At 34.8% G+C, this 22,970-nt stretch carries 15 protein-coding genes; 1 reads left to right on the top strand and 14 read right to left on the bottom strand.

Annotation, left to right across the window (positions count from 1 at the left end; genetic code table 11):
- Positions 1-135: 135 nt before the first annotated feature.
- From ACU1LP_RS16780 to ACU1LP_RS16715, 14 genes are all read right to left on the bottom strand, one after another.
- Positions 136-687, bottom strand: coding sequence for a hypothetical protein (locus ACU1LP_RS16780; RefSeq protein ID WP_445736844.1), 552 nt, complete (start codon positions 685-687; stop codon positions 136-138).
- A 532-nt stretch (positions 688-1,219) separates the two neighbouring features.
- Positions 1,220-1,570 carry a hypothetical protein gene (locus ACU1LP_RS16775; protein WP_445731652.1) on the bottom strand — a complete coding sequence of 117 codons (351 nt, stop codon included), beginning with the start codon at positions 1,568-1,570 and terminating at the stop codon, positions 1,220-1,222.
- Positions 1,571-1,607: 37 nt separating this feature from the next.
- Positions 1,608-3,536, bottom strand: coding sequence for a glucosamine-6-phosphate deaminase (gene nagB / locus ACU1LP_RS16770; protein ID WP_445731651.1), 1,929 nt, complete (start codon positions 3,534-3,536; stop codon positions 1,608-1,610).
- A 44-nt stretch (positions 3,537-3,580) separates the two neighbouring features.
- Positions 3,581-4,906: a sugar MFS transporter gene (locus ACU1LP_RS16765; protein WP_445736843.1), complete on the bottom strand. Its 1,326-nt coding sequence runs from the start codon at positions 4,904-4,906 to the stop codon at positions 3,581-3,583.
- A gap of 64 nt (positions 4,907-4,970) precedes the next feature.
- Positions 4,971-7,889, bottom strand: a complete 2,919-nt coding sequence (locus tag ACU1LP_RS16760) for an FAD-binding and (Fe-S)-binding domain-containing protein (RefSeq protein WP_445731649.1) — start codon at positions 7,887-7,889, stop codon at positions 4,971-4,973.
- A 7-nt stretch (positions 7,890-7,896) separates the two neighbouring features.
- Complete coding sequence (locus tag ACU1LP_RS16755) at positions 7,897-9,117, bottom strand: exo-beta-N-acetylmuramidase NamZ family protein (protein ID WP_445733468.1); 1,221 nt, start codon at positions 9,115-9,117, stop codon at positions 7,897-7,899.
- A gap of 63 nt (positions 9,118-9,180) precedes the next feature.
- Complete coding sequence (locus ACU1LP_RS16750; RefSeq protein ID WP_445733467.1) at positions 9,181-10,641, bottom strand: glycosyl hydrolase family 18 protein; 1,461 nt, start codon at positions 10,639-10,641, stop codon at positions 9,181-9,183.
- Positions 10,642-10,685: 44 nt separating this feature from the next.
- Positions 10,686-12,383 (bottom strand): glycoside hydrolase family 3 protein, encoded by a 1,698-nt coding sequence (locus ACU1LP_RS16745; protein ID WP_445731646.1) that lies wholly within the window; start codon positions 12,381-12,383, stop codon positions 10,686-10,688.
- Positions 12,380-13,201 carry an N-acetylmuramic acid 6-phosphate etherase gene (murQ, locus tag ACU1LP_RS16740; protein ID WP_445736842.1) on the bottom strand — a complete coding sequence of 274 codons (822 nt, stop codon included), beginning with the start codon at positions 13,199-13,201 and terminating at the stop codon, positions 12,380-12,382. Before murQ ends, ACU1LP_RS16745 begins: the two co-directional genes overlap by 4 nt.
- 84 nt (positions 13,202-13,285) lie before the next feature.
- The gene (locus ACU1LP_RS16735) at positions 13,286-14,737 is read right to left on the bottom strand and encodes a sodium:solute symporter (protein ID WP_445731644.1); all 1,452 of its coding nucleotides are present in this window, start codon (positions 14,735-14,737) and stop codon (positions 13,286-13,288) included.
- 76 nt (positions 14,738-14,813) lie between these two features.
- A complete protein-coding gene (locus tag ACU1LP_RS16730) occupies positions 14,814-15,998 on the bottom strand; it encodes an exo-beta-N-acetylmuramidase NamZ family protein (RefSeq protein ID WP_445731643.1) in 1,185 nt (394 codons plus the stop codon).
- 313 nt (positions 15,999-16,311) lie between these two features.
- Complete coding sequence (locus ACU1LP_RS16725) at positions 16,312-17,646, bottom strand: hypothetical protein (RefSeq protein WP_445731642.1); 1,335 nt, start codon at positions 17,644-17,646, stop codon at positions 16,312-16,314.
- Between the two features lie 16 nt (positions 17,647-17,662).
- Complete coding sequence (locus ACU1LP_RS16720; RefSeq protein WP_445731641.1) at positions 17,663-20,599, bottom strand: SusC/RagA family TonB-linked outer membrane protein; 2,937 nt, start codon at positions 20,597-20,599, stop codon at positions 17,663-17,665.
- A gap of 135 nt (positions 20,600-20,734) precedes the next feature.
- A complete protein-coding gene (locus tag ACU1LP_RS16715; protein WP_445736841.1) occupies positions 20,735-21,838 on the bottom strand; it encodes an acyltransferase family protein in 1,104 nt (367 codons plus the stop codon).
- Positions 21,839-22,006: 168 nt separating this feature from the next.
- On the opposite strand from ACU1LP_RS16715, the gene ACU1LP_RS16710 reads away from it, so the two are divergent.
- The gene (locus tag ACU1LP_RS16710; RefSeq protein WP_445735139.1) at positions 22,007-22,756 is read left to right on the top strand and encodes a DeoR/GlpR family DNA-binding transcription regulator; all 750 of its coding nucleotides are present in this window, start codon (positions 22,007-22,009) and stop codon (positions 22,754-22,756) included.
- Positions 22,757-22,970: the final 214 nt, after the last annotated feature.

Here is a 22,970-nt window from a genome sequence, read left to right as displayed (position 1 = left end):
TTGATTTTCTATAGACCTGATAATACTCTTCTAAATGTTTTATGTGATAGTTGCTCATTTTGCTGTTGATGTGTTTACTCGTATAATTGCTTTCAAAATGATTAAAATCATTTTTAACTCCTTACTGCCAAATTACTAATGAGTCTTTTCTAAACGCTTAGTAACCAAATTATCTATTGGAGGCTTAACAAATAACCCTATTGTGTAACCTCTTTTATTGGCTTCTTTTAATATACTCTGTTGTAAAAAATAAGCAATAGTGCCCACAAAGTACAAAGGTACTTTTTTAAGTTCCTCATGATAAGGGTTTATAAGGTTCTCAAATACCTTATAAATACCATTATTTATTATTTCTTCAATATATGAATCTGATTTGTTTTCAATTAAGAACTGAGCATATTGAGCTAAATAACCACTAGCATTTTCCTTTTCATATAAATTCTCTAATAAAACGTCTTCATCCAGATCAAATGATTTTGAAAACTTATCCTTCAGCATTATAGGCATTTTATCAAAAAAATAGGCTCTTAACAATTCTTTTCCGAAATAGTTACCTCTACCATCATCCATGAGCAAGAAACTTAAAGATATTATGCGTCTTTCTATTTTACTTCCATCAAAGTAACAACTATTAGAGCCGGTTCCTATAATACATATAACACCTGGCTTATCAGTTGTTCCTTGCACAGCCGCTATCAAATCTTCCTCAACAATTACTAAAGAACCTTCAAATACTTCGTTAATAACTGTCGAGATTAAATGTTTTGATTTATGATCAGCACAGCCAGCTCCATAAAAATTAACTTCAGTAATATTATTTTTAATACTAATTCAATCAGATGATCCCTCAATGGTATTAATTATTTGATTTCTATTTAAAAGCTTAGGATTTATACCTTTAGTTCTTGTTTTTAAAACGACCCCTAATTTTTCGTCTACTAAAATCCAATCACACTTTTAGATCCACTATCTGCGATTAATATCATACTGATTTCTATTTTTCTATTATAAATAATTTTAAGACTTATTAACTATGCATTTTATTGGTTAATTTTTTCTTCGGGTTTAACAGTTTGAACTAAACCACTATGGACTAAAGTGCCATAGGTTTTTAAATCTGACTAAAGTCAGCAATACGTGATTACTCGAATGAAACCAACATATTAATTCGATTACCTGTATACTCTTTTTTGGCTCAAAGGAAACTGAATAAAGATTTTTAGAAGCTAAAGCGAGATGCACTAAAGTACATAGTTTTAACTAAATTTGAGACCAATAAATGATTATATATTGAAAGCGTTTCAGATAAAAGTTGTTCACATAGCTTTTTTGATTTGCATTCAGCCGTTATTTCAACTGAAAGCTCTTTTTTTGAATTTACATATTTTTCAATATTTAACCAACCATTGGGCACATATATATTCAAATCAAAAGATTCTTCTTGTAGATATAGGTCAAATTCTGCAACAGCCCAATTCACAAACTTATTGTACATGCAAATGGTTGTAATAGATTCTCTTTGAATTAGTTTATGATATGGTTTTGAATAAGAAGTTAGGTTTTTACTCATTCTATATTTATTGAATATAATTAAAATTTAATAACTTCTAATATTCCCATCTCACAAAAGCCTCCATAGCGGCATAATGAGACAGTCCCAGTTCATCATACAAAGCAGCCGTTTCCCTGTTCCTATCTTCGGCGCGTTGCCAGAACTCTCTACTGTCCACGCCCTGGAACACGACACCATCCTTTTGAGATTGGTGCTTGAAGATACCTTTTCGCTTTTCCAATACTTGGTCTGGGCCCATGGGCACTGCCATTTCAATCTCATCAATGCCCCATTCCTGCCATGCTCCTCTGTAGAGCCAGACCCAACAGTCCTTCATGTACTTTTTGGGCTTTAATCGCTTTACGGCTTCAAACACAGCATCCAAACATACCTTATGCGTACCGTGTGGATCGGCAAGATCGCCTGCCGCATATATTTGATGGGGCTTTATCTGGTCGATCAGATCCATCGTTATTTGGATATCCGATTCTCCCAATGGCTTTTTCTCAATGGCGCCCGTTTCATAAAAAGGCAGTTCCATAAAATGGATATGGTCATCTGGAACGCCCACAAAATAGCAGGTGGACTGCGCCTCTCCCTTTCTTATCAATCCTTTCACACTCCTCACTTCTGAGATATCGACTTCACTTCCTTTTTTGTTTTTAAGAAATGCCTCGGTTTTCTTATATATATTTTCAGCTTCGTCGCTTTTTATCCCAAACCTCTCATTATAGTCACATACAAAACTTGCAAAACGCAGCGCCTCATCATCTGCTACTGCAATATTTCCAGAGGTTTGATAGCCTACGTGTACTTCATGCCCCTGCTCCTGCAAACGTTTAAACGTTCCTCCCATACTTATGATATCGTCATCGGGGTGCGGACTGAAAATAAGCACGCGCTTTTTGGCGGGTACTGCGCGTTCCGGCCGCTTGCTGTCGTCGGCATTGGGTTTTCCCCCTGGCCATCCCGTAATTGTATTTTGCAGTTTGTTGAATATCTTGATATTTATGTCGTATGCCGGTCCTGAATCCGCCAACAGGTCGCTCATCCCGTTTTCAATATAATCGGCATCGGTCAGCATCAAAATGGGCTTCTTCAAATGGAGCGCAAGACCTAAAACCGCTTTCCGAATCAATTTATCCGTCCAATCAATTTTTTCAACCAACCATGGTGTATTGATGCGGGTCAGTTTTGAGGATGCCGCTTGGTCCAGCACAAAGGTGGCGTTGTTGTGTTCCTGTAAAAAGGATGCCGGCACTTGGTTGGTGACCGGACCTTCCACGGATGCCCTTATGATGTTCGATTTGCTCTCTCCCCAAGCCATAAGCACCACCCTTTTGGCTTCCATGATCTTTTTAATCCCTAGAGTGATCGCTGTTCTTGGGGTATTGTTCAAGCCCGAAAAATCGTTGCTTGCAGCTACTCTTGTTATGTGGTCCAATGCCACCAAACGTGTCTTGGAGTTCTGTAAGGAGCCGGATTCATTGAACCCAATGTGCCCGTTCCCTCCAATGCCCAAAATCTGTAGATCGATACCTCCCAAAGCTTCAATTTTTGCTTCGTACTGGTCGCAATAGTCCGCTATTTCTTCCTTGGACAAAAGACCGTCCGGGACATGGTAATTCTCTGGCAATATGTCCACATGGTTGAACAGCAGTTCTTTCATGAACCTCACATAGCTGTTTATGGAATCCGGCTCCATGGGGTAGTATTCATCCAAATTGAACGATACCACGTTTTTAAAGCTCAGGCCTTCCTCCCTGTGCAAGCGTACCAATTCGGCATACAGACCTTTTGGTGAACTCCCTGTTGCCAGTCCCAATATACAGGGCTGTTTTTGTGATTGCTTTACCCTGATGAGGTCGGCTATTTCCTTGGCGACCGATCTGGAGGCCGCCATGGAGTTTTCGTAGACCACCGTCCCGATGTTCTCAAAACGCTTTTCAAAACCTGTGGATCTGTCTATGGTGCTTTTTAACATGTTGTTTGTTTTTTAATTATATGTTTTGATTTCTTATCAAGAAATTATTTTCTTGACCAACTTTTGTATTTATGACCCCACATAGCAAAAAATAAAATGATGGCATAACAGGGTATTAAAATCCAATAACTACTTGTAGCAGCGGATGCCAAAGCATCAGTTTCATTTATTCCATTAATAATGAGTTCATGTTTATTGGCATCTACCATTCTTCCGTATAATGGTGGTATAATGGCGCCCCCTGAAATTGCCATAATCAATAAAGCTGAAGCCGTTTTAGTAAATTTACCTAGCCCTTCCAGTGTCAGTGGCCAAATTGCTGGCCACACCAAGGCATTGGCAATACCCAGTGCGGCAACAAACAATACCGAGGTAAATCCTGTAGTAAACAAAATGCAGAAACTAAAAATAATTCCTAAGATCGCACTGACTTTTAAAGCTGTTCCTTGTTTGATATACTTTGGAATTAATAACACTCCTAAAGCATAAGTAGCCACCATAGCCATTAATGTAAAAGTGGTAAAGAATTTTGCGTCTTCCGCAGAAAATCCTAATGATATACCATAAGCTATTATGGTGTCGCCCGCTATAACCTCAGCACCTACATATACAAACAATGCAAAGACACCTAGCCATAAATGAGGAAACTGAAAAATGCTTGTTTTAGTGCTGCTACCGCTTCCTTTTTCTGTAACTTCTGCTGCTTCAACATGTGGTAATGGGGCTTTTCTTATCAACAAGCCTAAAACCAACAATACAATAGCCATGACCAAATAAGGAAGAAAAACGCTGTCTGCCATAGTATCTAAAAGAATACTCTTTTCTTCCAGCGTAGCTCTTCCAAGTTTTTCTTTGACCTCGTCAATTCCGGAAAGCAACAAGGCTCCAAAAATTAGAGACCCTAAAGCTCCTGCCGTTTTATTGGCTATTCCCATTATTGCAATACGTTTTGCCCCACTCTTAATAGGTCCTAAAATAGTAATGTATGGATTTGCCGCAGTCTGCAATAAAGTCATCCCTATACCTTGAATAAATATCCCTGTCAAAAACACCCAATAGGTTCTTACTTCAGCTGCTGGAATAAAAACCAAAGCACCTATGGCCATTATAATCAATCCTAAAGACATGCCTTTTCTATAACCTATTTTATTTAAGATATAAGAGGCAGGCAATGCCATAATCACAAATGAAATATATGATGCCAAGGCCACAAAATAAGATTCGGTATCCGTTAGTTCATTGATTGTTTTCATGAATGGAATAAGCGCCCCATTGATCCAGGTTACAAAACCAAAAATGAAGAATAGACTAGCAATAATTACTATAGGTACTAAATTGTTCTTTTTTTGTGTTTTTGATAAATCAGACATGTTTTTTATGTTTTATTTTCAATAATTCACTTATGCTTAAAACTGTTATTTATTAAAATAAATACTACAATAGAGCCTCTCTCAAAACGCTAAGTGGATGCTTGGAAATTCTTTGGGTACCGTCTTTTATTTGATGTCTGCAACTAGTACCTGGCGCTACTATGATAGCATCATTAGCTGTATTGCGTATTTTAGGAAACAAGGTGTCTTCGCCAACTTGCATACTAATTTGGTAATGCTCTTTTTCGTAACCAAAAGACCCTGCCATTCCACAACACCCTGAACTTATAATGGTTACTTTATAATTTTCTGGTATGGACAGCATTGAAAATGTGGATTCCATGTTACTCAATGATTTTTGTTGGCAATGCCCATGGATTTTTACGACTTGTTTTTCAGTTGTAAAACTTTTGGATGTAATGTTCTTTTTATCAAATTCTTGTTTTATAAACTCTTCAATAGTAAAAGTGTTTTTTGCAATTTCAATGGCAGACTCCTTATCGCTTGCCAATCTTACATATTCATCCCTAAACGTTAAAATGGCAGACGGCTCTATACCCACTAAACGGGTTTCATTAGAGATTTTATCTTTAAAAAAATCCACATTGAAATTGGCTATTTTTTTTGCCTCTTCCATGAGCCCTTTGGAAATAAAGCATCTTCCGCTTTCTTCGTGTTGAGTAATGGTCACTTTGTATCCTAAATCCGTTAAAAGTTCGATGCAATCTATACCAATATTCACATCATAATAGTTGGTAAACTCATCCACAAATAAATACAGTTCGCCCTTATTTGCCAGTTTATCAAGGATTCTTTTTTCGTTCTTTTTATACCATTTGAATACGGTTGTATTTGCTAATTTAGGGATGCTTCTTTCGGTAGCAATTCCCATTAACTTTTTTGTAAAATTTGTACTTAAAATTAAATTAGTTAAGCTTGGAGTAATACTTCCAAGTTTATTCAATTTGGCGTTATTGGCGAACAGTTTCGTTCTGATTGGAATACTATTTGCTTTATAATATTGATACAAAAACTCAGCTTTTAAAGCTGCAACATCTACATTGCTGGGGCATTCACTGGCACACGCCTTACAGCTTAGGCAGAGATCGAAAACGTCATATAGCTCTTTGTGGTTAAACTTGTTCTGTTCTTTTGAGTTTGTCAAAAACTCCCTTAATGCATTGGCCCTGGCGCGGGTTGTGTCTTTTTCGTTTCGGGTAGCTCTGTAACTTGGGCACATGGTACCTCCCGATTCAGGAAGTTTTCTACAGTCTCCAGAGCCATTACATTTTTCGGCAACTCTTAAAATCCCTAAACTATCCGAAAAATCTTGTATGGTCTTAATTTCGGGTTCTTCCCTATCTACTTCATATCTTAAGCTTTTATCCATAGGAAAGGCATCAACAATTTTACCTTTGTTGAAAATATTGTTGGGGTCGAACGTGTTTTTAATCCGTCTTAGAAGCTCATAATTTTTTTCTCCAATCATTTTTGGGATGAATTCTGCCCTTACAATGCCATCACCATGTTCGCCACTAAAAGACCCTCCGTATTTTTTTACCAATTCTGCCGTTTTAGATGTTATTTCCCTGAATAGAACAACATCTTCCTGTTTCTTTAAATTCAAAATGGGACGTAAATGCAATTCGCCTGCGCCAGCGTGTGCATAATACACAGCTTCTTGACCAAAATCTTCCATCATTTTTGAAAACTCTGAAATATAATTTGGTAAATCCTTTAATTCAACGGCTGTGTCTTCAATACAGGCAACCGCTTTATTGTCGCCTACTATATTGCCCAATAATCCCAGTCCCGCTTTACGAAGTTCTACTGCTTGGTGTATTTTGGTGCCCACTAACTTAGGGAACGCATACCCCAACTTGTTTTTTTCTAAATTTGATATTAGTGCATTTGCTAGGTTATCTGATTCATCGTCATTATCCGTACAGATTTCAAGCATTAAAATACATTTTGGATCGCCCTGAATAAAAAACCTGTTTTTTGACTGCTCTCTGTTGTTTTTGGTACAATCTAAAATGGTTTTGTCCATGAGCTCGCAGGTAAACAAGTTGTGGCGCATGGCAACAACCACGGCTTCCATACTTTCTTGAATACTGTTAAAATGTGCCGCTACCATGATGTTTTTTGGTGGTGGCAAAGCATCCAATTGTAAAGTTATTTCGGTTGTAAATGCCAACGTCCCTTCGCTCCCCGTTAATAGTTTTCCTAGATTGATGGTTTTTTTTGAGCCACCAAAAGCTTCAAAACTTAACAACTCATCAACTGGATATCCGTTATTTCTTCGGTGTATGGATTTTTTTGGGAATTCCTTAATGATTTCCTGTTGAACATCTTTGTTTGATAGTTCTTTGAAAATAGAAGCATAAATTTTGCTTTCCAAAAAGTTTTCTTCTTTTTTTTGATTGAACTCATTAACATTTAACTCTTTGAAAACAACTTCCGAAGTATCGCTTAAAATGGTTTTTAATTGCACTATTTTATCACGGGTTACTCCAAATTTAATAGAGGTAGTCCCTGATGAATTATTCCCTACCATACCACCTATCATACACCTGTTGCTTGTTGATGTATTGGGTGCGAAAAACAAACCGTGCGGTTTCAAATAATCATTTAATTCATCTCTAATAATACCTGGCTGTATGGTTACCGTTTTGTTTTGGGCGTCAAAATCAATTATTTTTGTAAAATATTTTGATATATCAACTACCAAGCCATCGCCCACACATTGTCCTGCCAAAGAAGTTCCGGCGGCTCTTGGAATGAGCGAGATATTATTTTTTGTGGCAAAATTGATTAAGGTTTTTAAGTCCTCGTTGTTTTTTGGATATGCTACCCCTAAAGGCAATTTTCTATAAACGGAAGCGTCTGTAGCATAAATGGTTTTGTGCAGCAAATCATGATAGAGATCACCTTCCAAAATATCCGATAATTCATTAAAACCTTTTTTTAAACTGGCTTCCATATTTCTTTTAATTATATAACAAATACTTTTCTCTAACTTTATTAAATGAATTTAATCCTGATTGCCAAGTTTTTCGGATTTCTTCAACTAATAATCCATTTTCTATTTGCTTCTGTAGGTTTTTAGTTCCTGCTAGTTTTGGGAAGAATTTATTGAAAAACAGTTCTTTTTGAGGCGCTAATTTATAAGCCTCAATTAACCAGCTCAAATTAACTTCACTTAATTTTTTTGTCTGTGTTAAATCCCTTCCAAAGCATAATTGTCCCTGATGCTTAGGCGATTTTGCTCCAAAATTTGGCTCAGGAGTAAAGCTAAAATCAAAAGATTGTTTAGGTAGAAATGGGGCACCAAAAATTTGAAATTGCGTTTCTGTACCGCGCCCACAGCTCACATCTGTTCCTTCGAAAAAACATAAGCTTGGATATAGATTAATAGACATTGCGTTTGGAAGATTTGGAGAAGGTTTTATGGGTAAATCATATTCAGAGTCATATGTGTAATTTTTTAATGGCACCACTGTAAGATCACATTGAATTCCATTTTCTAACCATTTTTCTCCATTAATCATTTTTGTATACTCGCCAATTGTCATGCCATAAACAATAGGGACAGGGTGCATGCCTACAAAGCTTTTAACGTCTTCTTCTAGCATTGGGCCATCAATATAGTGTCCGTTAGGGTTGGATCTATCTAAAACTATAACAGGAATATTTAGTTCAGCACAAGCTTCCATAATATAATGAAGCGTTGAAATATAAGTGTAAAAACGAACCCCAACATCTTGAATGTCGAATACCATCACATCAATATCTTCTATAATTTTCTTTGAAGGTTTACTGTTTTCCCCATAAAGGGAAATAATGGGTAATCCAGTTTCTGTATCTACACCATCTGTTATGTGTTCTCCAGCATCAGCCTTTCCACGAAATCCGTGCTCTGGAGCAAATACTTTTGTGATATTTATATTTAAAAGAATTAAGGAGTCAACCAAATGCATGTAGCTGTTTTTTGTATTTTCTTTAAAAATGACACTTGTCTGATTAGCTGTGATTCCAACTCTCTTTCCTTTTAGTATAGACAAATACATGTCTGTTTGGTTAGCACCTATAACTATTAGGGTGTCTTTAACAATTCCCTTAATTTCTCCTTCATTTAAAATTACATTTTTTTTCGAATTGGAGTTATATGAAAAACATGCGAAAACAATTAATATAACAAGGTATTTCATAATAATTAATTTAATATATGAGTTCTCTTTAATAACCTTTTACCTGTAAAACTTTAGTTGATTTTAAAATTTAAAAAATTTAAAAATCCCTTGTTTACCACCACTAACTTCAATTTTTAAAAAATAGACTCCTTCTGATAAATGCTGCACATCAATAGTTTCCATTTCATGTTGAACCTTCAAAATAGACTTTCCTAAAACATTAAAAACCTCTATTTTATCCAATTTTAAATTTTTGGTGTTGGATATATTTATTACATTTTTGGCAGGGTTTGGATAAACCCGAATATTGTCTTTAACATAGGCATCGTTCAAAGAGGCTGTTGCTCCAAATTTTGTATTTATTAGTTCCCAAAGTTCTGGGCGAGTACCATCATAATTTAATGCCCATATACCAACACCTCCTAAACTATTGGTTAATGCCAAATCGAATTTTTTTGATATGCTTGTTTCATTATCCGTCCATACCTGATTCCAATTAACCCCATCATTCCATTTGTACCAAGGATATTCAAAATCTGAATTCCAAATAAAGCCCCCATGCGTATCAGCTTCTGTTACGGTATTTCTATATCTTGTGGAACTAACATGCGATATTGTTGCTGATTCTGAAACGTCTGTAGACGTCTTCCAATGCTGTCCATAATAAGGTACTGCCAAAATTAATTTTTCAGGGGTATTTGCTGTTAGCGTAGCATAGGTTCCCGTTTCAATGGTTCTTTGAACAAACCTTTTCCATGATGTATGGTGGGTTAAAGGAGCCACGGGACCAGAATTAGGAGTGCTTGCAGAAGTATAGTCATAGGCCATCACAATAAGATAGTCAACGCTATTCACCAGATCATCCATAATCCAACCTCCCCAATTTACTGCAGGGCCATCTACAGATACCTCCTTACCTGGTAGTTCGGTGTGAATATAAGTGGTTAAATTGGCCATAAATGTATTAAATTCTGCACCTCTATGAGCAGTAGCCATAGCCTCAAAATCTATATTGACCCCGTCTAAACTATAATTTTGAATGATGCTTTTTATATTAGCAAAAAACGTTGCTTGTTTAGAAGTATTTGTAACCATCTCCCAAGCTACCGCATCCGCACCATCAGAACCTCCAAAATTAACTACAGTTATTACAACTTTTACGCCTTGCGCATGAGCTGCATTAATCTCGGTTGTCCAAGGCCAACCCGCAGGCATACTTACAGAAGCATCCAACTGTACTAAAAAGTCAAAACATGCCATATGCGTTAATAAATCATATCTTATATTACCATGGGCTCCATTATTTCGTTCCCAATAGGGTAAAAAACCAAACACCTTTTTATTTAGAGCATTTGTTTGGTTTTTTTGCAGACCCAGAATGCTTTTTCCATTATTACCAGATTTGATGTAAGTGCTTTTTGAACTACCGAATTCTTCCTTTTGAAACTGATGAGCTCCTTTATCGATTGGTTCTTGTGCTAACGCCACTTGAACTAGAAAAAGTCCAATAAAAATATATAATTCCAATAAATACTTTTTCATTTTTTTTCTTCTATTTTTAGATTAAACTGATTACATATATCGAATCAATGATTGTTCTTGATTTTAATTTCAAAACCTTGCTGAAATTTATTGTTTATAGAAGCTGGCAATTTGCCATGCACATCAATTTCCCCTAATATAATTTTCGCCGAAACACTTTGAGCTAATTCTGAATTTTCATAGGATATAATGATTCCATCAATGTTATTGAAGGAAAGGTCTTTTAAACAATATTGGCTAGCAAATACATTCAAAATCACACTGTTATTTTTTGATATTTTTTCAATCAGTATTTTTTCTTCTTTAGAAATGCTTTTGGTATCTCGATATTTTAAACGGTGGTAGCCAATGATAACTTTATCGTACTTTTTAAGTTCTTTTAATATTTTTTTATGATTAACCTCCGAAACTTCGTAAACACTAATACCTGATTTTAATCCAGTTAAAAAAGTTTCAGAATCTCCATCTCCCAATTTCAGGAATGCTATTTTTTCTTTACTATTTGCGTAAATTGGCAAAATATGTTCTTCATTTTCAATGGCTGTGATAGCATTACTAATGGCTTCTTCATTTAAAACAATATTTGCGTCACTATTTAAATCATCTATGAGTCCGTTTATTTCAATAGGTTTAAAGTTGTTTAGGTCAACATCATATTTAGCCGCTAGTATTTTTTTTACGGAATAGGCTAAACGTTCTTCTGTAATTTCATTGTTATTGTAAGCTTCTATAATTTTTAAAATTGCCTTTGGAGCGTTTTCAGTAAACAAAAGCACATCATTACCAGCTTTAAATGCTGCTAAATCTACATCTCCTGGCTCTTTATAATTTGCAGCACCTTTCATGTTTAAAGCGTCTGTAAAAATCAGCCCTTTAAATGCTAATTGTTGTTTTAAAATATTTGAAACAATATTATAGGATAATGAAGATGGCAACCCATCTGTAGGTTCTAAACTTGGCACATTTAAATGTGCTACCATGACACCTGCAACTTCTTTTTTGAACAACTCTTTGTATGGATATAGTTCAACAGAATCTATTCTTTCTTTTGAAAAAGTAACCGTTGGCAATGCTTTATGGGAATCTGTATCTGTATCGCCATGCCCTGGGAAATGTTTTGCACAAGCCAAAACACCCACACTTTGCAACCCTTCAGTAAATGCCAGTGCTTTGTTTGTTACGTTCAACTTATCTTCTCCAAATGAGCGCACCCCAATAATTGGATTATTTGAATTTGTATTTATATCAACTACCGGTGCAAAGTTTAAGTGAACTCCCAGCCGTTTACAATGCTTTCCTATTTGTTGCCCTATTCTTTTTATTAAATCATCATTTTTTATCGCTCCGAGGGTCATATTGTACGGGAATCCTGTTGTGCTATCCAATCGCATATTCAAACCCCATTCAGCATCTATACCAATCAATAAAGGCACTTTTGATATAGATTGATAAGAGTTTGTTAATTCAGCTTGGCGCACAGGACCTCCTTGAAAAAATATAAGCCCACCAATACCGTTTTTTTTGATAAGGTTTTGAATGGAATCTATATGGCTTTTTTCCCGATTTGAATATGCTGCCACCATAAATAATTGGCCGACTTTTTCTTGAATTGACATATTTTTATAAATACTATCCACCCATTGAGCCTTAGTATTTTTATGTTTGGAACTGTTATTATGATTATGAGGAAAAAAACCTAATAAAAACAACGACAGCACACCTATTACTAAAATTTTATTCATTTTTTGATTGTATTAAATGCTTTAATTGCTTTTCTAACACTTTTATGTGTTAACAACAGATTATTTGCTGTTTTTTTATCAATATGAAGTTCATTCATTATCATTCTAACACCTCTGTCTACAAGCTTTTTATTTGAAGGTTGCATGTCCACCATTTTATTTCCCTTAACTCTGCCCAATTTTATCATCACAGTTGTAGAAATCATGTTCAATGCCAGTTTTTGGGCGGTTCCAGCTTTCATTCTAGTACTTCCGGTAACAAATTCGGGTCCAACTATCAATTCAATAGCATGGTCTACTTCTAATGATAAAGGGGAATTAGCATTGCAAGTAATGCAACCTGTAACGATATTGTTTTCCCTTGCTTTTTTAACACCTCCAATAACATACGGTGTTGTTCCAGATGCAGCGATTCCTATTAAGACGTCATTTTTATTAATATTGAACTTTTGCAAATCTTTCCATGCCAATGTAGCATCATCTTCAGCATTTTCAACCGCTTTTCTAAGTGCAATATCGCCTCCAGCAATCAATCCAATCACTAAATCATCTGTTACACCATAGGTTGGTGGACATTCCGATGCATCAAGTACTCCCAATCTCCCGCTTGTTCCAGCTCCTATATAAAATAAACGACCGCCTTTATCCATTTTGCTATAAATGGCATCAACTAGTTTTTCAATAGCAGGGATAGCCTTTTCAATGGCATTGGGCACTGTTTTATCTTCATTGTTCATATTTACAAGCAGTTCAAATGTGTTCATTTGTTCTAAATCATCGTAATCTGAAGCTTGTTCGGTTGTTAATTTATTTTCCATAATATTCAAATATTTAATCCTTTTTATTTGACTTGACACATATCTGTTTATACTAAATTGTGGATCATATTATTTTATTGGTTTCTATTTCTTCTTTCTAAAAAGAATAAGGCATAAAATGGTTAAAAGCGCATTAACGAAAATGTTCATAAACCCAAAATCAAAATCATACCAGATAATGAAGAAATCGTTTAAAAAGTACGTCAATATTGGCATTAGTACAGATATAAATGGAACTGCAGCATCTTTAATTTTTATTTTAGTAAAAATTCCAAATAAATAAAGCCCTAACAAAGGTCCGTATGTATATCCCGCTACTTTAAAGATCATTGAAATCACATCTCCTTTACTTTGCGAAAACAGCATGATAATGATAAATATTACTGCTGAAAACCCGAATAAAACACGGTTTTTTAATTGTCTTTTTTGCTGCGAACTTTTATGCTGAATGTCTAAAAAATCATGTGTAAAAGATGTTGTTAAGGCTGTTAAAGCAGAATCGGCACTTGAAAAAGATGCTGCAGTTATCCCTAAAATAAAACTGATAATGGCTATGGTTCCAAAATAATTTAAAGAAAGCATCGGGAATAAATTGTCGGTATGAATAAGTTTACCATTTTCATAATCTAGTTGTATGCCGAATTTTTCAGCATACAAATACAACATAACGCCCAAACCTAAAAACAAAAATTGAGTGACTGCTAAAATTAAGCTAAAGGTTAAAATATTTTGTTGGGCTTCTTTTTTGTTTTTACAGGTCAATGTTTTTTGCATCATATTTTGATCTAGACCAACCATGGCAACAGCGATTAAAACACCCGAAATAAATTGTTTGAAAAAATTGTTTCCTGAATTGAAATCCCAATCAAATACTTTAAAATATTGATGGTCCACAACAGATGAAATGGTTTCTGTAAAGCTTAAATTCAAAGAACTTTTTACTATATATATAGTTACTGCTACTGCCATTAACAAGAAAAATGTTTGAAGCGTATCCGTCCAAACAATGGTTTTAATACCTGACTTGTGGGTATACACCCATATAAGAAAAAGTATGATAAGCACCGTTAAAAAGAATGGGACGCCAAGGGCATCGAAAACAGCATATTGTAAAATTTTTGCGGCAAGTAACAATCTTAATGCTGCGCCAAACGATTGGGAGATTAAAAAGAACAATGACCCCGTTTTATAAGCTCTGATGCCAAACCTTGTTTCCAAATAGGTATATATGGAGACTAATTTCAAATCATAATAAATAGGAACCAGAACATAGGTTATAAATACGTATCCCACCACGTTTCCAAACACAAACTGTAAATAGTAAAAATAATTGGTACCAACCATACCGGGGATAGATACAAAGGTAACTCCTGATAATACCGCACCAATCATTCCGAAGGCAACTATTTGCCAAGGCGATTTTCTATCGCCTGTGTAATAAGATTCATCACTGGTGTTTTTTGAAACAATATGTGATATTAACATTAACAACCCAAAATATGATGTTATAATTATTAAAATTAGTGTTGCACTCATTTTTATTGTATGATTGTTATTAACTATTTGGCTCGGGGATTTCCAATAGTTATTATTTAAAATTAAACTGGTGTTTTTAATAGATTTTTATTTCATTAAGCTGTAATTTATAGTCTTTTAAGTTTTCAAAAGCGTCCAGCATTTCCAGAGGACCATTATTGACTACCCAATGCCTCAGCTTGTCAGTACCATTAATAATATCAATTGGCTTTTGAGTATAATTGTACTCATAAGGAGGGTTTTTCCATTCAAAATCTTCTCCTAAATGAGTGTATAATTCTCGCATTAATAGCTGACCTACACGCCAAGGCTTAAAAGTGGATGTGTCAGTCACATGAATTTGAAAACCTCCACAAACTTTGTTTGCATGCTTTTGAAAGGTTGGCAAAAATGTAATAGGTCTTAACTTAAATCCTTTTAGTTTTGATTTTTTTACTACATCTTCCAGATGGTTTTCATAAAAAGAAAAAGGTTCTGTTCTTGGGTGTCCGACTATTTCCAACGACTGTGTGGTGCCTCTTCCTTCGCTTAAAAGCGTTCCTTCAAACAACACCGTTGCAGGAAAGGTTAAACAACTTTCTGTTCTCGCAATATTTGGTGAGGGCAACAACCATGGTAATTTAGTGTCTTCAAAATACATGTTGCGTTCCCAATTTTGCATTTTTATAATTTTCAATTTTGTTCGTTCTTTAGCCCAAAATTTCTGGTGCATTAAGGCCACTTCTGCAATGGTCATTCCGTGGCGCACAGGAATGGGATGTCTTCCAATAAATGAATCAAATTGCATTTCTAAGATATTACCTTCTATATCAATTCCGTTAATAGGGTTGGGCCTATCCAAAACAATCACTTCAATATCTTTATCATTACATTTTTCTAATAAAAGGGTAAGCGTATAAATGTAGGTGTACATTCTGCACCCTAAGTCTTGTAAATCCACAAACAAATGGTTGATACCTTCAAGCATTTCGTATGTTGGAATCCGTGTTTCAGAATAAAGAGAATATACCGGAATATTAAAATATGGATGGATGTAATGATTGGTTTCAATCATGTTGTCTTGGACATCGGTAGCAAACCCATGTTGAGGTCCAAATAGTTTTACAAACCGCGCTCCAAATAGTTCTTTAAACCTTACAGCGGCATGTGTAAATGTGGTATCAACAGATGCATTATGGCATAATAAGGCTATGTTGCCATGGAACGTTTTTTGAATTTCTCTATCATTTATTAATACGTCAAGACCTGTGTAAACTTTCATAATAAATTTTTGTTTAAAACTTTTAATTAATACGCTTATTTCTCCTTATTTAATTTTAGTTAGGGCAACACTTTTGCTGCCCTAAATAATCAACTAAACGAACTCATCTTGACATTTTCTATTTCTAAATCATGCCTTCCCGAAGGCAGGAATGGCTGAAATTTGTCCATTTTTCTTCTATTTTGTTATGTGCAGCGATGCTCCTCGAAAATAGTGTTATCTTAACGTCCAGAAATATCGGGATTCGGTCGAAAACAAAAATTCAAGATAAGTTATCAATAACTAAAAAAATCTAAAATTCATATTCATATATTTAAATAGGTGGATCCTGTGGAGTATTTGGATTGTTATTTCTTTCAGTCTCAGGATAGGGATAAAAATTTCTATTACGCTCCACTGATAAATCAACAGTTGCCCCACTCGGTGTTGGCCTATCAAAACGTCGACTATCTTCAAGACTCATTCCTGTTAGAAATAATTCAGCTCTTCTATTGCGGTAAACTTCGTTTAAAAGTGCATTAACAGTAGAAAGTCCACTATAAGGATCTGTGTTAGCATTTACTCCAAAAGGGTCATCAGAATCCGTTAAAACTTCATTAATTGCAAGCGTAGCAGCAACGATATCGGGTGTTGATTTTCTAAGGTTAGCTTCGGCTATAATAAGATTCATCTCATCAGGTATGTATAAGGGGATGATACCGTCTAGAGTGTTAAAGAATCCTTTTAAATTTTCAATAGGCAAAAGGTTAAAACTTAGTTCGTTGGAAGGTTCAAGATAAAAAGATAATCTTCCATCAGATCCATCAAAAATAAATTCAGCTGGAAGTCCAAAATTATCTCTCGGTTTAAAATTAGGAATATTTGGTAAAAACACACGACTGTATATCGGATTTACATTTAGTGTTTCATAAGAGAAGAAAGATGCAGAAGACAAATCTACATTGGTAGCACTAGATATTGCAGCTTCGTACTTTCCGGAAAAAAGATAATATCTTGCCAACACAGCATTTATGGAATTTAGCACCTTAACGTCATTAGTAATCGCACTAGTGAATTCATTTGAAACAGGATTGGCTTCCAATAGCGCTTTAGCTTCATTCAATAAATTTATTGCCACATCAAATGCCTGTTGTCTGGAAACGAAAACTCCGTTATTATTAGGGTTTGTTTGCGTGATTACTTGCTCATAGTTTTGAGCTAAAGCTCCAATAGACATCGCTTTAAATAGTTTAGAGTAAGCTATTAAACCGCTTTTTGTTCCTGGCAACAATTCAACATTATTAGCATTAGCTTCAATATCTTCAGCTATTTTAATGATTCTGAACATATTAGACCATAACCCTTGAACATTAGAATTAAAGTTCGGTAAATTAGTTCCTCCGTCTTCTAATTCAATTAGATTTAGAAAAGTCGTTGTAACGGCGACTTCTCTTGTGGTAATTGCAGGTGTTTCAACGATCCACCTGATACCAGAAGTTGCATACAATTGTTGCATACCAACTGTAGCGGCTAAAATACCTTCTCTTGTTGAAAAAGTTTGTTCCTCTGTGGCTGCATTAGGATTATTAAAATCCGTTTCACAAGAACTGAAAAGTACCATTGCAACTAGTATAAAGCAAAAACTATATTTATTGATTTTATTTTTCATTTTCTTTTTTTTTAAATTAAAAACTTACGTTAATACCAAATTGATACGTTCTTGGTATAGGAACTCCTGCGAAATCGAAACCACGAACTCCGTTACTTTGTCCCGCGGAATTAATTTCAGGATCCCATCCACTGTAATCATCCCAAGAAATTAAATTTCTACCCACTAAGCTAAATTGAATACTATCAATCGATCTAAATGGTTGTCTTAAGTTATAGCTAATTGCTAATTCTCTGAGTTTTACAAATGATCCATCTTCAACAAATTCCTCAAAAATATTGGCATTTCCTGAAGTACTTCCTAGACCTTTGGGTATGTTTCCAAGAAGAGCTTGCCCTGCGTTTGAACCACCACCAAATGCAGGGTTGTCCAAAAGGCGCCTATTCCAATTAAAAATATCAAAGCCTTGAACTGCGTCGAACTGTACTCTGAAAGTAAAGTCCTTGTATGAAAATTCGTTAATTAATGATCCAAACCATTCTGGGTTTGGATCACCTACTACTTTAGAGCTAGAGCCGTCGGGATTGGTGCCTCTAAAAGGAAGACCTTGCCCATTAAGAGAAATACTTCCGTCCGCATCCCTCGCATAGAATTGTCGATAGAATACTCCTAATGGCTCTCCTTCAATAACCCAGTTCGTGGCAAAACTTCCATCTAAAACTAATTGTCCTCCACCCGCTACTTTTGTTACTTCATTTTCATTTTTAGAATAGGTGGCTGTTACATCCCAGGAAAAATCCTTACTTTTTAAAGGAGTTGCTCTTAGGAGTAATTCTAAACCTCTGTTTTGAAGATTTCCAACATTTTCAATCCTATTACCAAATCCAGTTGAAGGAGATAATTCTCTAGGTAATAAAAGATCAGTAACACTCTGTTTATAGTACGTAAATTCAACACCAATTCTATTATTTAAAAATCCAACATCGAAACCAACCTCAAATTCATCTTGACGTTCTGGTGCAATATTCAAATCTCCTTGCTGTGTGCTAGGTGTTAAGCTTGTAGCTCCATTAAATGCAGAAGGATTAAATAGAGTGAATCTCTGAAATGCTGAAAGTGCAGTAAGGTTACCTGCTTGACCCCAAGAAGTTCTGAGCTTAAAGGTGTTAAACGTGTCTCCAAATGTATGTTCCCAAAAATCTTCTTCAGATAGAATATAAGAAAAACTGGCCTTGGCATATAGTTGATTTCTTTGGTCTAAACCAAAAGTAGAAGCTCCATCCATTCTTAAAGCTCCATTTACATAAAGCTTGTTCTTGTAAGCAAAAGATTGCTGAATGAAAGTTCCCCAATATGTTATTTGAGATCTATTTTCACCTTGGGCCAATATACCACCACTCTCTGCCGTTTCCACTATTGGTGGTAGTACGTCTGCACTTATTCCGATTCTGTCGAATTCCTCATATTGCCATGAACCTCCTAGAGTGGTGGTTGAGGCGATATTATCATTGAGATCTATTTTATAGCTCAAGTTCAAATCACTATTGTACTGAAAATTGTTGATATCAGATCGTCGAGCAAAACCATTTGGATTGGTCGACGTATTGTTTATTGGGATAAATGCAGTAGCAGACTGGTTGAAATAATCAAGACCTAATATATAGTTTGCCGACAGGTTATCCGTTATCTTAGCATTTAGACCAACGCTTGTAATAAAGCGGTTTACTTTTTGTCCGAAATCAAAACGGTTAACAACTTCTAAAGGGTTGCTTCTTATTCCAATTGTTGGATACACCCCAGATTGATTTGGAAAAGGGTTAATAGAATTATTGGCAAATAAAAATCCAGTAATAGCACCATAAGCCGCGTTTATGCCACCATTTGGAATATCATTACTAGTGCTTCTGACATAATTAAGACCAGCATTAATATCCAACCAATCAAATGCTTTTTGAGTAAGATTGACTTTAAAACCAATACGCTTAAAATCTGTATTGGTAATAATTCCTTCATTATCCAAATTTGATGTCGATAGATAATAGGTTGTTTTATCATTTCCACCACTTACAGATAAATTATTTTCAATACCGAAACCTGTACTAAATATCTCATTTTGCAAATCGTATCTAGTCACTGGAACAGTATTCAAATCATTGATATTTCCGGGATTAGCCCATGCTAACCCAGTCGTATTATAATCGATTTTTTTCCGTAATTCATTGACTCTTACATTCGTTGAAAAGCTAAATTTCGGGTCTCCAGTTTTTCCTTTCTTTGTAAAAATTTGCACTACACCATTACTCGCCCTAGACCCGTAGATTGCCGCCGCCGCCGCTCCTTTTATGATTTCTATTCGATCTACATCGTTTGGATTAATATCTGCTAATCTATTTTGAGCATTTCCTCCTAAATCAATCAATTGATTGCTAGAGTTGTTAATTAAAATACCATCTACAATGTATAATGGATCAGAACTCCCAGTAATTGTGCTCGGTCCCCTAAGCCTAATACTAATTCCACCAGCAGGATCCCCAGAATTTTGTTGTACTAAAGCACCAGTGATTTTTCCTGAAATTGCTTGATCCACAGCAGTCGCTCCATTGTTTACTAAATCCTCAGCTTTTACAGTTGAAATAGCATTGCCTAAGGTACGTTTGTTTACGCCTACACTAGTTCCTGTAACTATTACGGCGTCTAGATTTAATAAATCTTCCTGTAATTCAACATTTACAACTTGGCTTTTACCAGTTAAAACTACAGAAACGTTTTTAAATCCAAGAAAACTAAATACAAGGTACTTACCATTAGGGTAATCTGCTTGAATTGAATACTTTCCTTCAAAGTCAGTAACATTTCCTCTCGATGTGCCACCAATAATAACATTTACACCTACTAAAGGAATACCACTTCCTTTTTCAGTAACTACACCCGATACCGTAACTGATTGTGCAAAAGAACTCTGCAAAAAGAACAACGCCAACATGGTGATTAATTGCAAATAATAATTTTTCATATGAGTTAGAATTTAAGTTAATTATGGTAAAAATATAAATAAAAATTAAAACATGCAAATTATTTGCAATAAAATGCATGTTTTTGTAATTTAGTTCGAAAATAAGCTTGTATAACTGCAATTTGTATAAAAAAACTAAATTTTTACGAAAATCTTATTTTTATACAGCAAATAACACAGAAACCAAAAAGCAACAATATGGGTTAAGGCAAACAACAAAGAGCCGTTCATGTTACCAGCAAGTGGTATGAATACGTTTTCATACAAGTATTTATACCCAGAAATTTCACCTTCTTTAGAAGGTATTTTGATTAAATAACTTATAGTCTTTACATACAAGCCGGAAAAAACAAAAATAAATAGCGGGTTGGTTCCAAAATGAACAAAAGGTTTTACCCACTTTACATATCCTTTAAAATCAATAACATAAATTAATAAAGCCAAAAATAAAGTCGCCAAACCCGCTGTATAAAAAACATAAGAGCTTGTCCACAAAGCTTTGTTAATTGGAAATACATAACCCCAGACAAAACCTGTAAAAGAGAGTAAAGCACCACTGACTAATAATTTCTTTATTTTTTTTAAAATCTCTGTTTCAAGACTCATGGATTGACCAATAAGATATCCAATTATCACCGTAGCAATTGATGGTATAGTTGACAGCAACCCTTCTGGATCAAAAGGAATGCCAAAGCCTTTATAGATATGTTTTTCTCCAAACACATACAAATCAAACTTTCTTACGATATTTTCATTTAGAGAATAAGGATCTGTAGTTGAACCGAAATACAACAATGCCCAATAACCAACAACAATCAGTCCCAAAACCATTAATATTCTTTCTCTTTTAAAACTTAAACAAATAATAGCTCCAAACGCATAGGCAATGGCTATTCGCTGCAAAACCCCCATGACTCTAACGCTACCAAAATCAAAAAAGGGATATAAATTCAGCAAAAAACCCAGTAAAAAAATAATCGTAGCTCTTTTGCATATTTTAAAGAACGTTATTTTAGATAATTTGGTTTCGTACTTTTTAAAAGAAAACCATGCGGAGACACCCACTATGAACAGAAAAAAAGGAAATACCAAATCTGTTGGAGTGCATTCATGCCAGTCGGCATGTCTAAGCGGCGGGTAAACATACGCCCAACTACCAGGGGTGTTAACCAATATCATCAGTAATATGGTTAAACCTCTTAAAACATCTAAAGAAATCAGTCTATTTGAAGTGCTCATAATAATATATTTTTATCAAAGTTTTAAGGAAAGTATTTTCAAATGTATAATTTTTTTTATAAAAATGCGCATTTAATACTAAAACCTGCAAAAAATTGCATTTTTATTAAAAAAAAATTGCATTGCTATTTAATAAAACTTATTTTTGATGAAATCTATCTATGAATTATGAAAAAAAAGGAGAGACAAAAAATAATAATAGACGAAGTAAGTATTAACCGAAAAGTTAGTTCAAGTTATTTGTCTGAAAAGTTAGAAGTTTCTGAAGATACTATCAGAAGGGATATTCACGAGTTAGATAGCAAAGGATTGCTTACCAAAGTTCATGGAGGCGCTATTTCAACCATACAAAAGTTGTATCACTATAATGAAGATGTGATATATAATAGAGAGAGTAAAATTCAAATTGCCCAAAAAGCTATTTCTTTAATTCAAGATAGTATGGTAATAATTATGAGCGGAGGAACCACTAACTTAATGCTTGCCAAATTATTTCCAAAGGACTTAAAAGCTACCATTTATACCTATAGTCTACCGATAGCTATGCAGTTAACAGAACATCCATTAATAGAAACCATTTTTATTGGAGGCAAAATACATCGAAGCTCCATGGTTACTACAGGTATCGATGTTATTCAGTATCTTTCAAACTTAAGAGCAGATATTTGCTTTATGGGCGTTAGTGGTTTGAGCATTGAACAAGGCATCACAGATGAAGGTTATGAGGTGTCATTAATTAAAAAAGCCATGATAAACGCAGCGGAACATATTGTTTATTTAGCAACCTCAAATAAATTAAACGAAAAACTTAATTTCGATGTATGCAATTTAAAAGAAATTGATACCGTAGTAACTGATCTTAATTTGGATGACCCCAAGCTCAAAAATTATATATCAGCTGGTGTAAACTTGTTATAAATTAGTCTTTGTAAATGATTTTATACATTAAAAAAATAATTTCTAAAAGCAGTTTTAGTATATTACATCACTGTTTTTTTAATACAATTTAAGAAGAGTTGACTTAAATATCTAAATTCTTGTGTAGGTCAGTTGATAGGGTGCACGACAAATTTCCCATTTCTTAAAAAATTTGTAATTTGCAAAGAAACCATGACCAACAAAGAACAAGTAT

Source organism: Mariniflexile sp. (assembly GCF_052728615.1).
The sequence above is the reverse complement of the archived record's forward strand: the minus strand, read 5'-3'. Positions and strand labels throughout refer to the sequence as shown.

What these genes read in the sequence shown, in the direction of transcription:
- ACU1LP_RS16775 (WP_445731652.1), bottom strand. Translation starts at nt 1,570, where the DNA reads ATGAGTAAAAACCTAACTTCTTATTCAAAACCATATCATAAACTAATT.
- nagB (WP_445731651.1), bottom strand. Translation starts at nt 3,536, where the DNA reads ATGTTAAAAAGCACCATAGACAGATCCACAGGTTTTGAAAAGCGTTTT.
- ACU1LP_RS16765 (WP_445736843.1), bottom strand. Translation starts at nt 4,906, where the DNA reads ATGTCTGATTTATCAAAAACACAAAAAAAGAACAATTTAGTACCTATA.
- ACU1LP_RS16760 (WP_445731649.1), bottom strand. Translation starts at nt 7,889, where the DNA reads ATGGAAGCCAGTTTAAAAAAAGGTTTTAATGAATTATCGGATATTTTG.
- ACU1LP_RS16755 (WP_445733468.1), bottom strand. Translation starts at nt 9,117, where the DNA reads ATGAAATACCTTGTTATATTAATTGTTTTCGCATGTTTTTCATATAAC.
- ACU1LP_RS16750 (WP_445733467.1), bottom strand. Translation starts at nt 10,641, where the DNA reads ATGAAAAAGTATTTATTGGAATTATATATTTTTATTGGACTTTTTCTA.
- ACU1LP_RS16745 (WP_445731646.1), bottom strand. Translation starts at nt 12,383, where the DNA reads ATGAATAAAATTTTAGTAATAGGTGTGCTGTCGTTGTTTTTATTAGGT.
- murQ (WP_445736842.1), bottom strand. Translation starts at nt 13,201, where the DNA reads ATGGAAAATAAATTAACAACCGAACAAGCTTCAGATTACGATGATTTA.
- ACU1LP_RS16735 (WP_445731644.1), bottom strand. Translation starts at nt 14,737, where the DNA reads ATGAGTGCAACACTAATTTTAATAATTATAACATCATATTTTGGGTTG.
- ACU1LP_RS16730 (WP_445731643.1), bottom strand. Translation starts at nt 15,998, where the DNA reads ATGAAAGTTTACACAGGTCTTGACGTATTAATAAATGATAGAGAAATT.
- ACU1LP_RS16725 (WP_445731642.1), bottom strand. Translation starts at nt 17,646, where the DNA reads ATGAAAAATAAAATCAATAAATATAGTTTTTGCTTTATACTAGTTGCA.
- ACU1LP_RS16720 (WP_445731641.1), bottom strand. Translation starts at nt 20,599, where the DNA reads ATGAAAAATTATTATTTGCAATTAATCACCATGTTGGCGTTGTTCTTT.
- ACU1LP_RS16715 (WP_445736841.1), bottom strand. Translation starts at nt 21,838, where the DNA reads ATGAGCACTTCAAATAGACTGATTTCTTTAGATGTTTTAAGAGGTTTA.
- ACU1LP_RS16710 (WP_445735139.1), top strand. Translation starts at nt 22,007, where the DNA reads ATGAAAAAAAAGGAGAGACAAAAAATAATAATAGACGAAGTAAGTATT.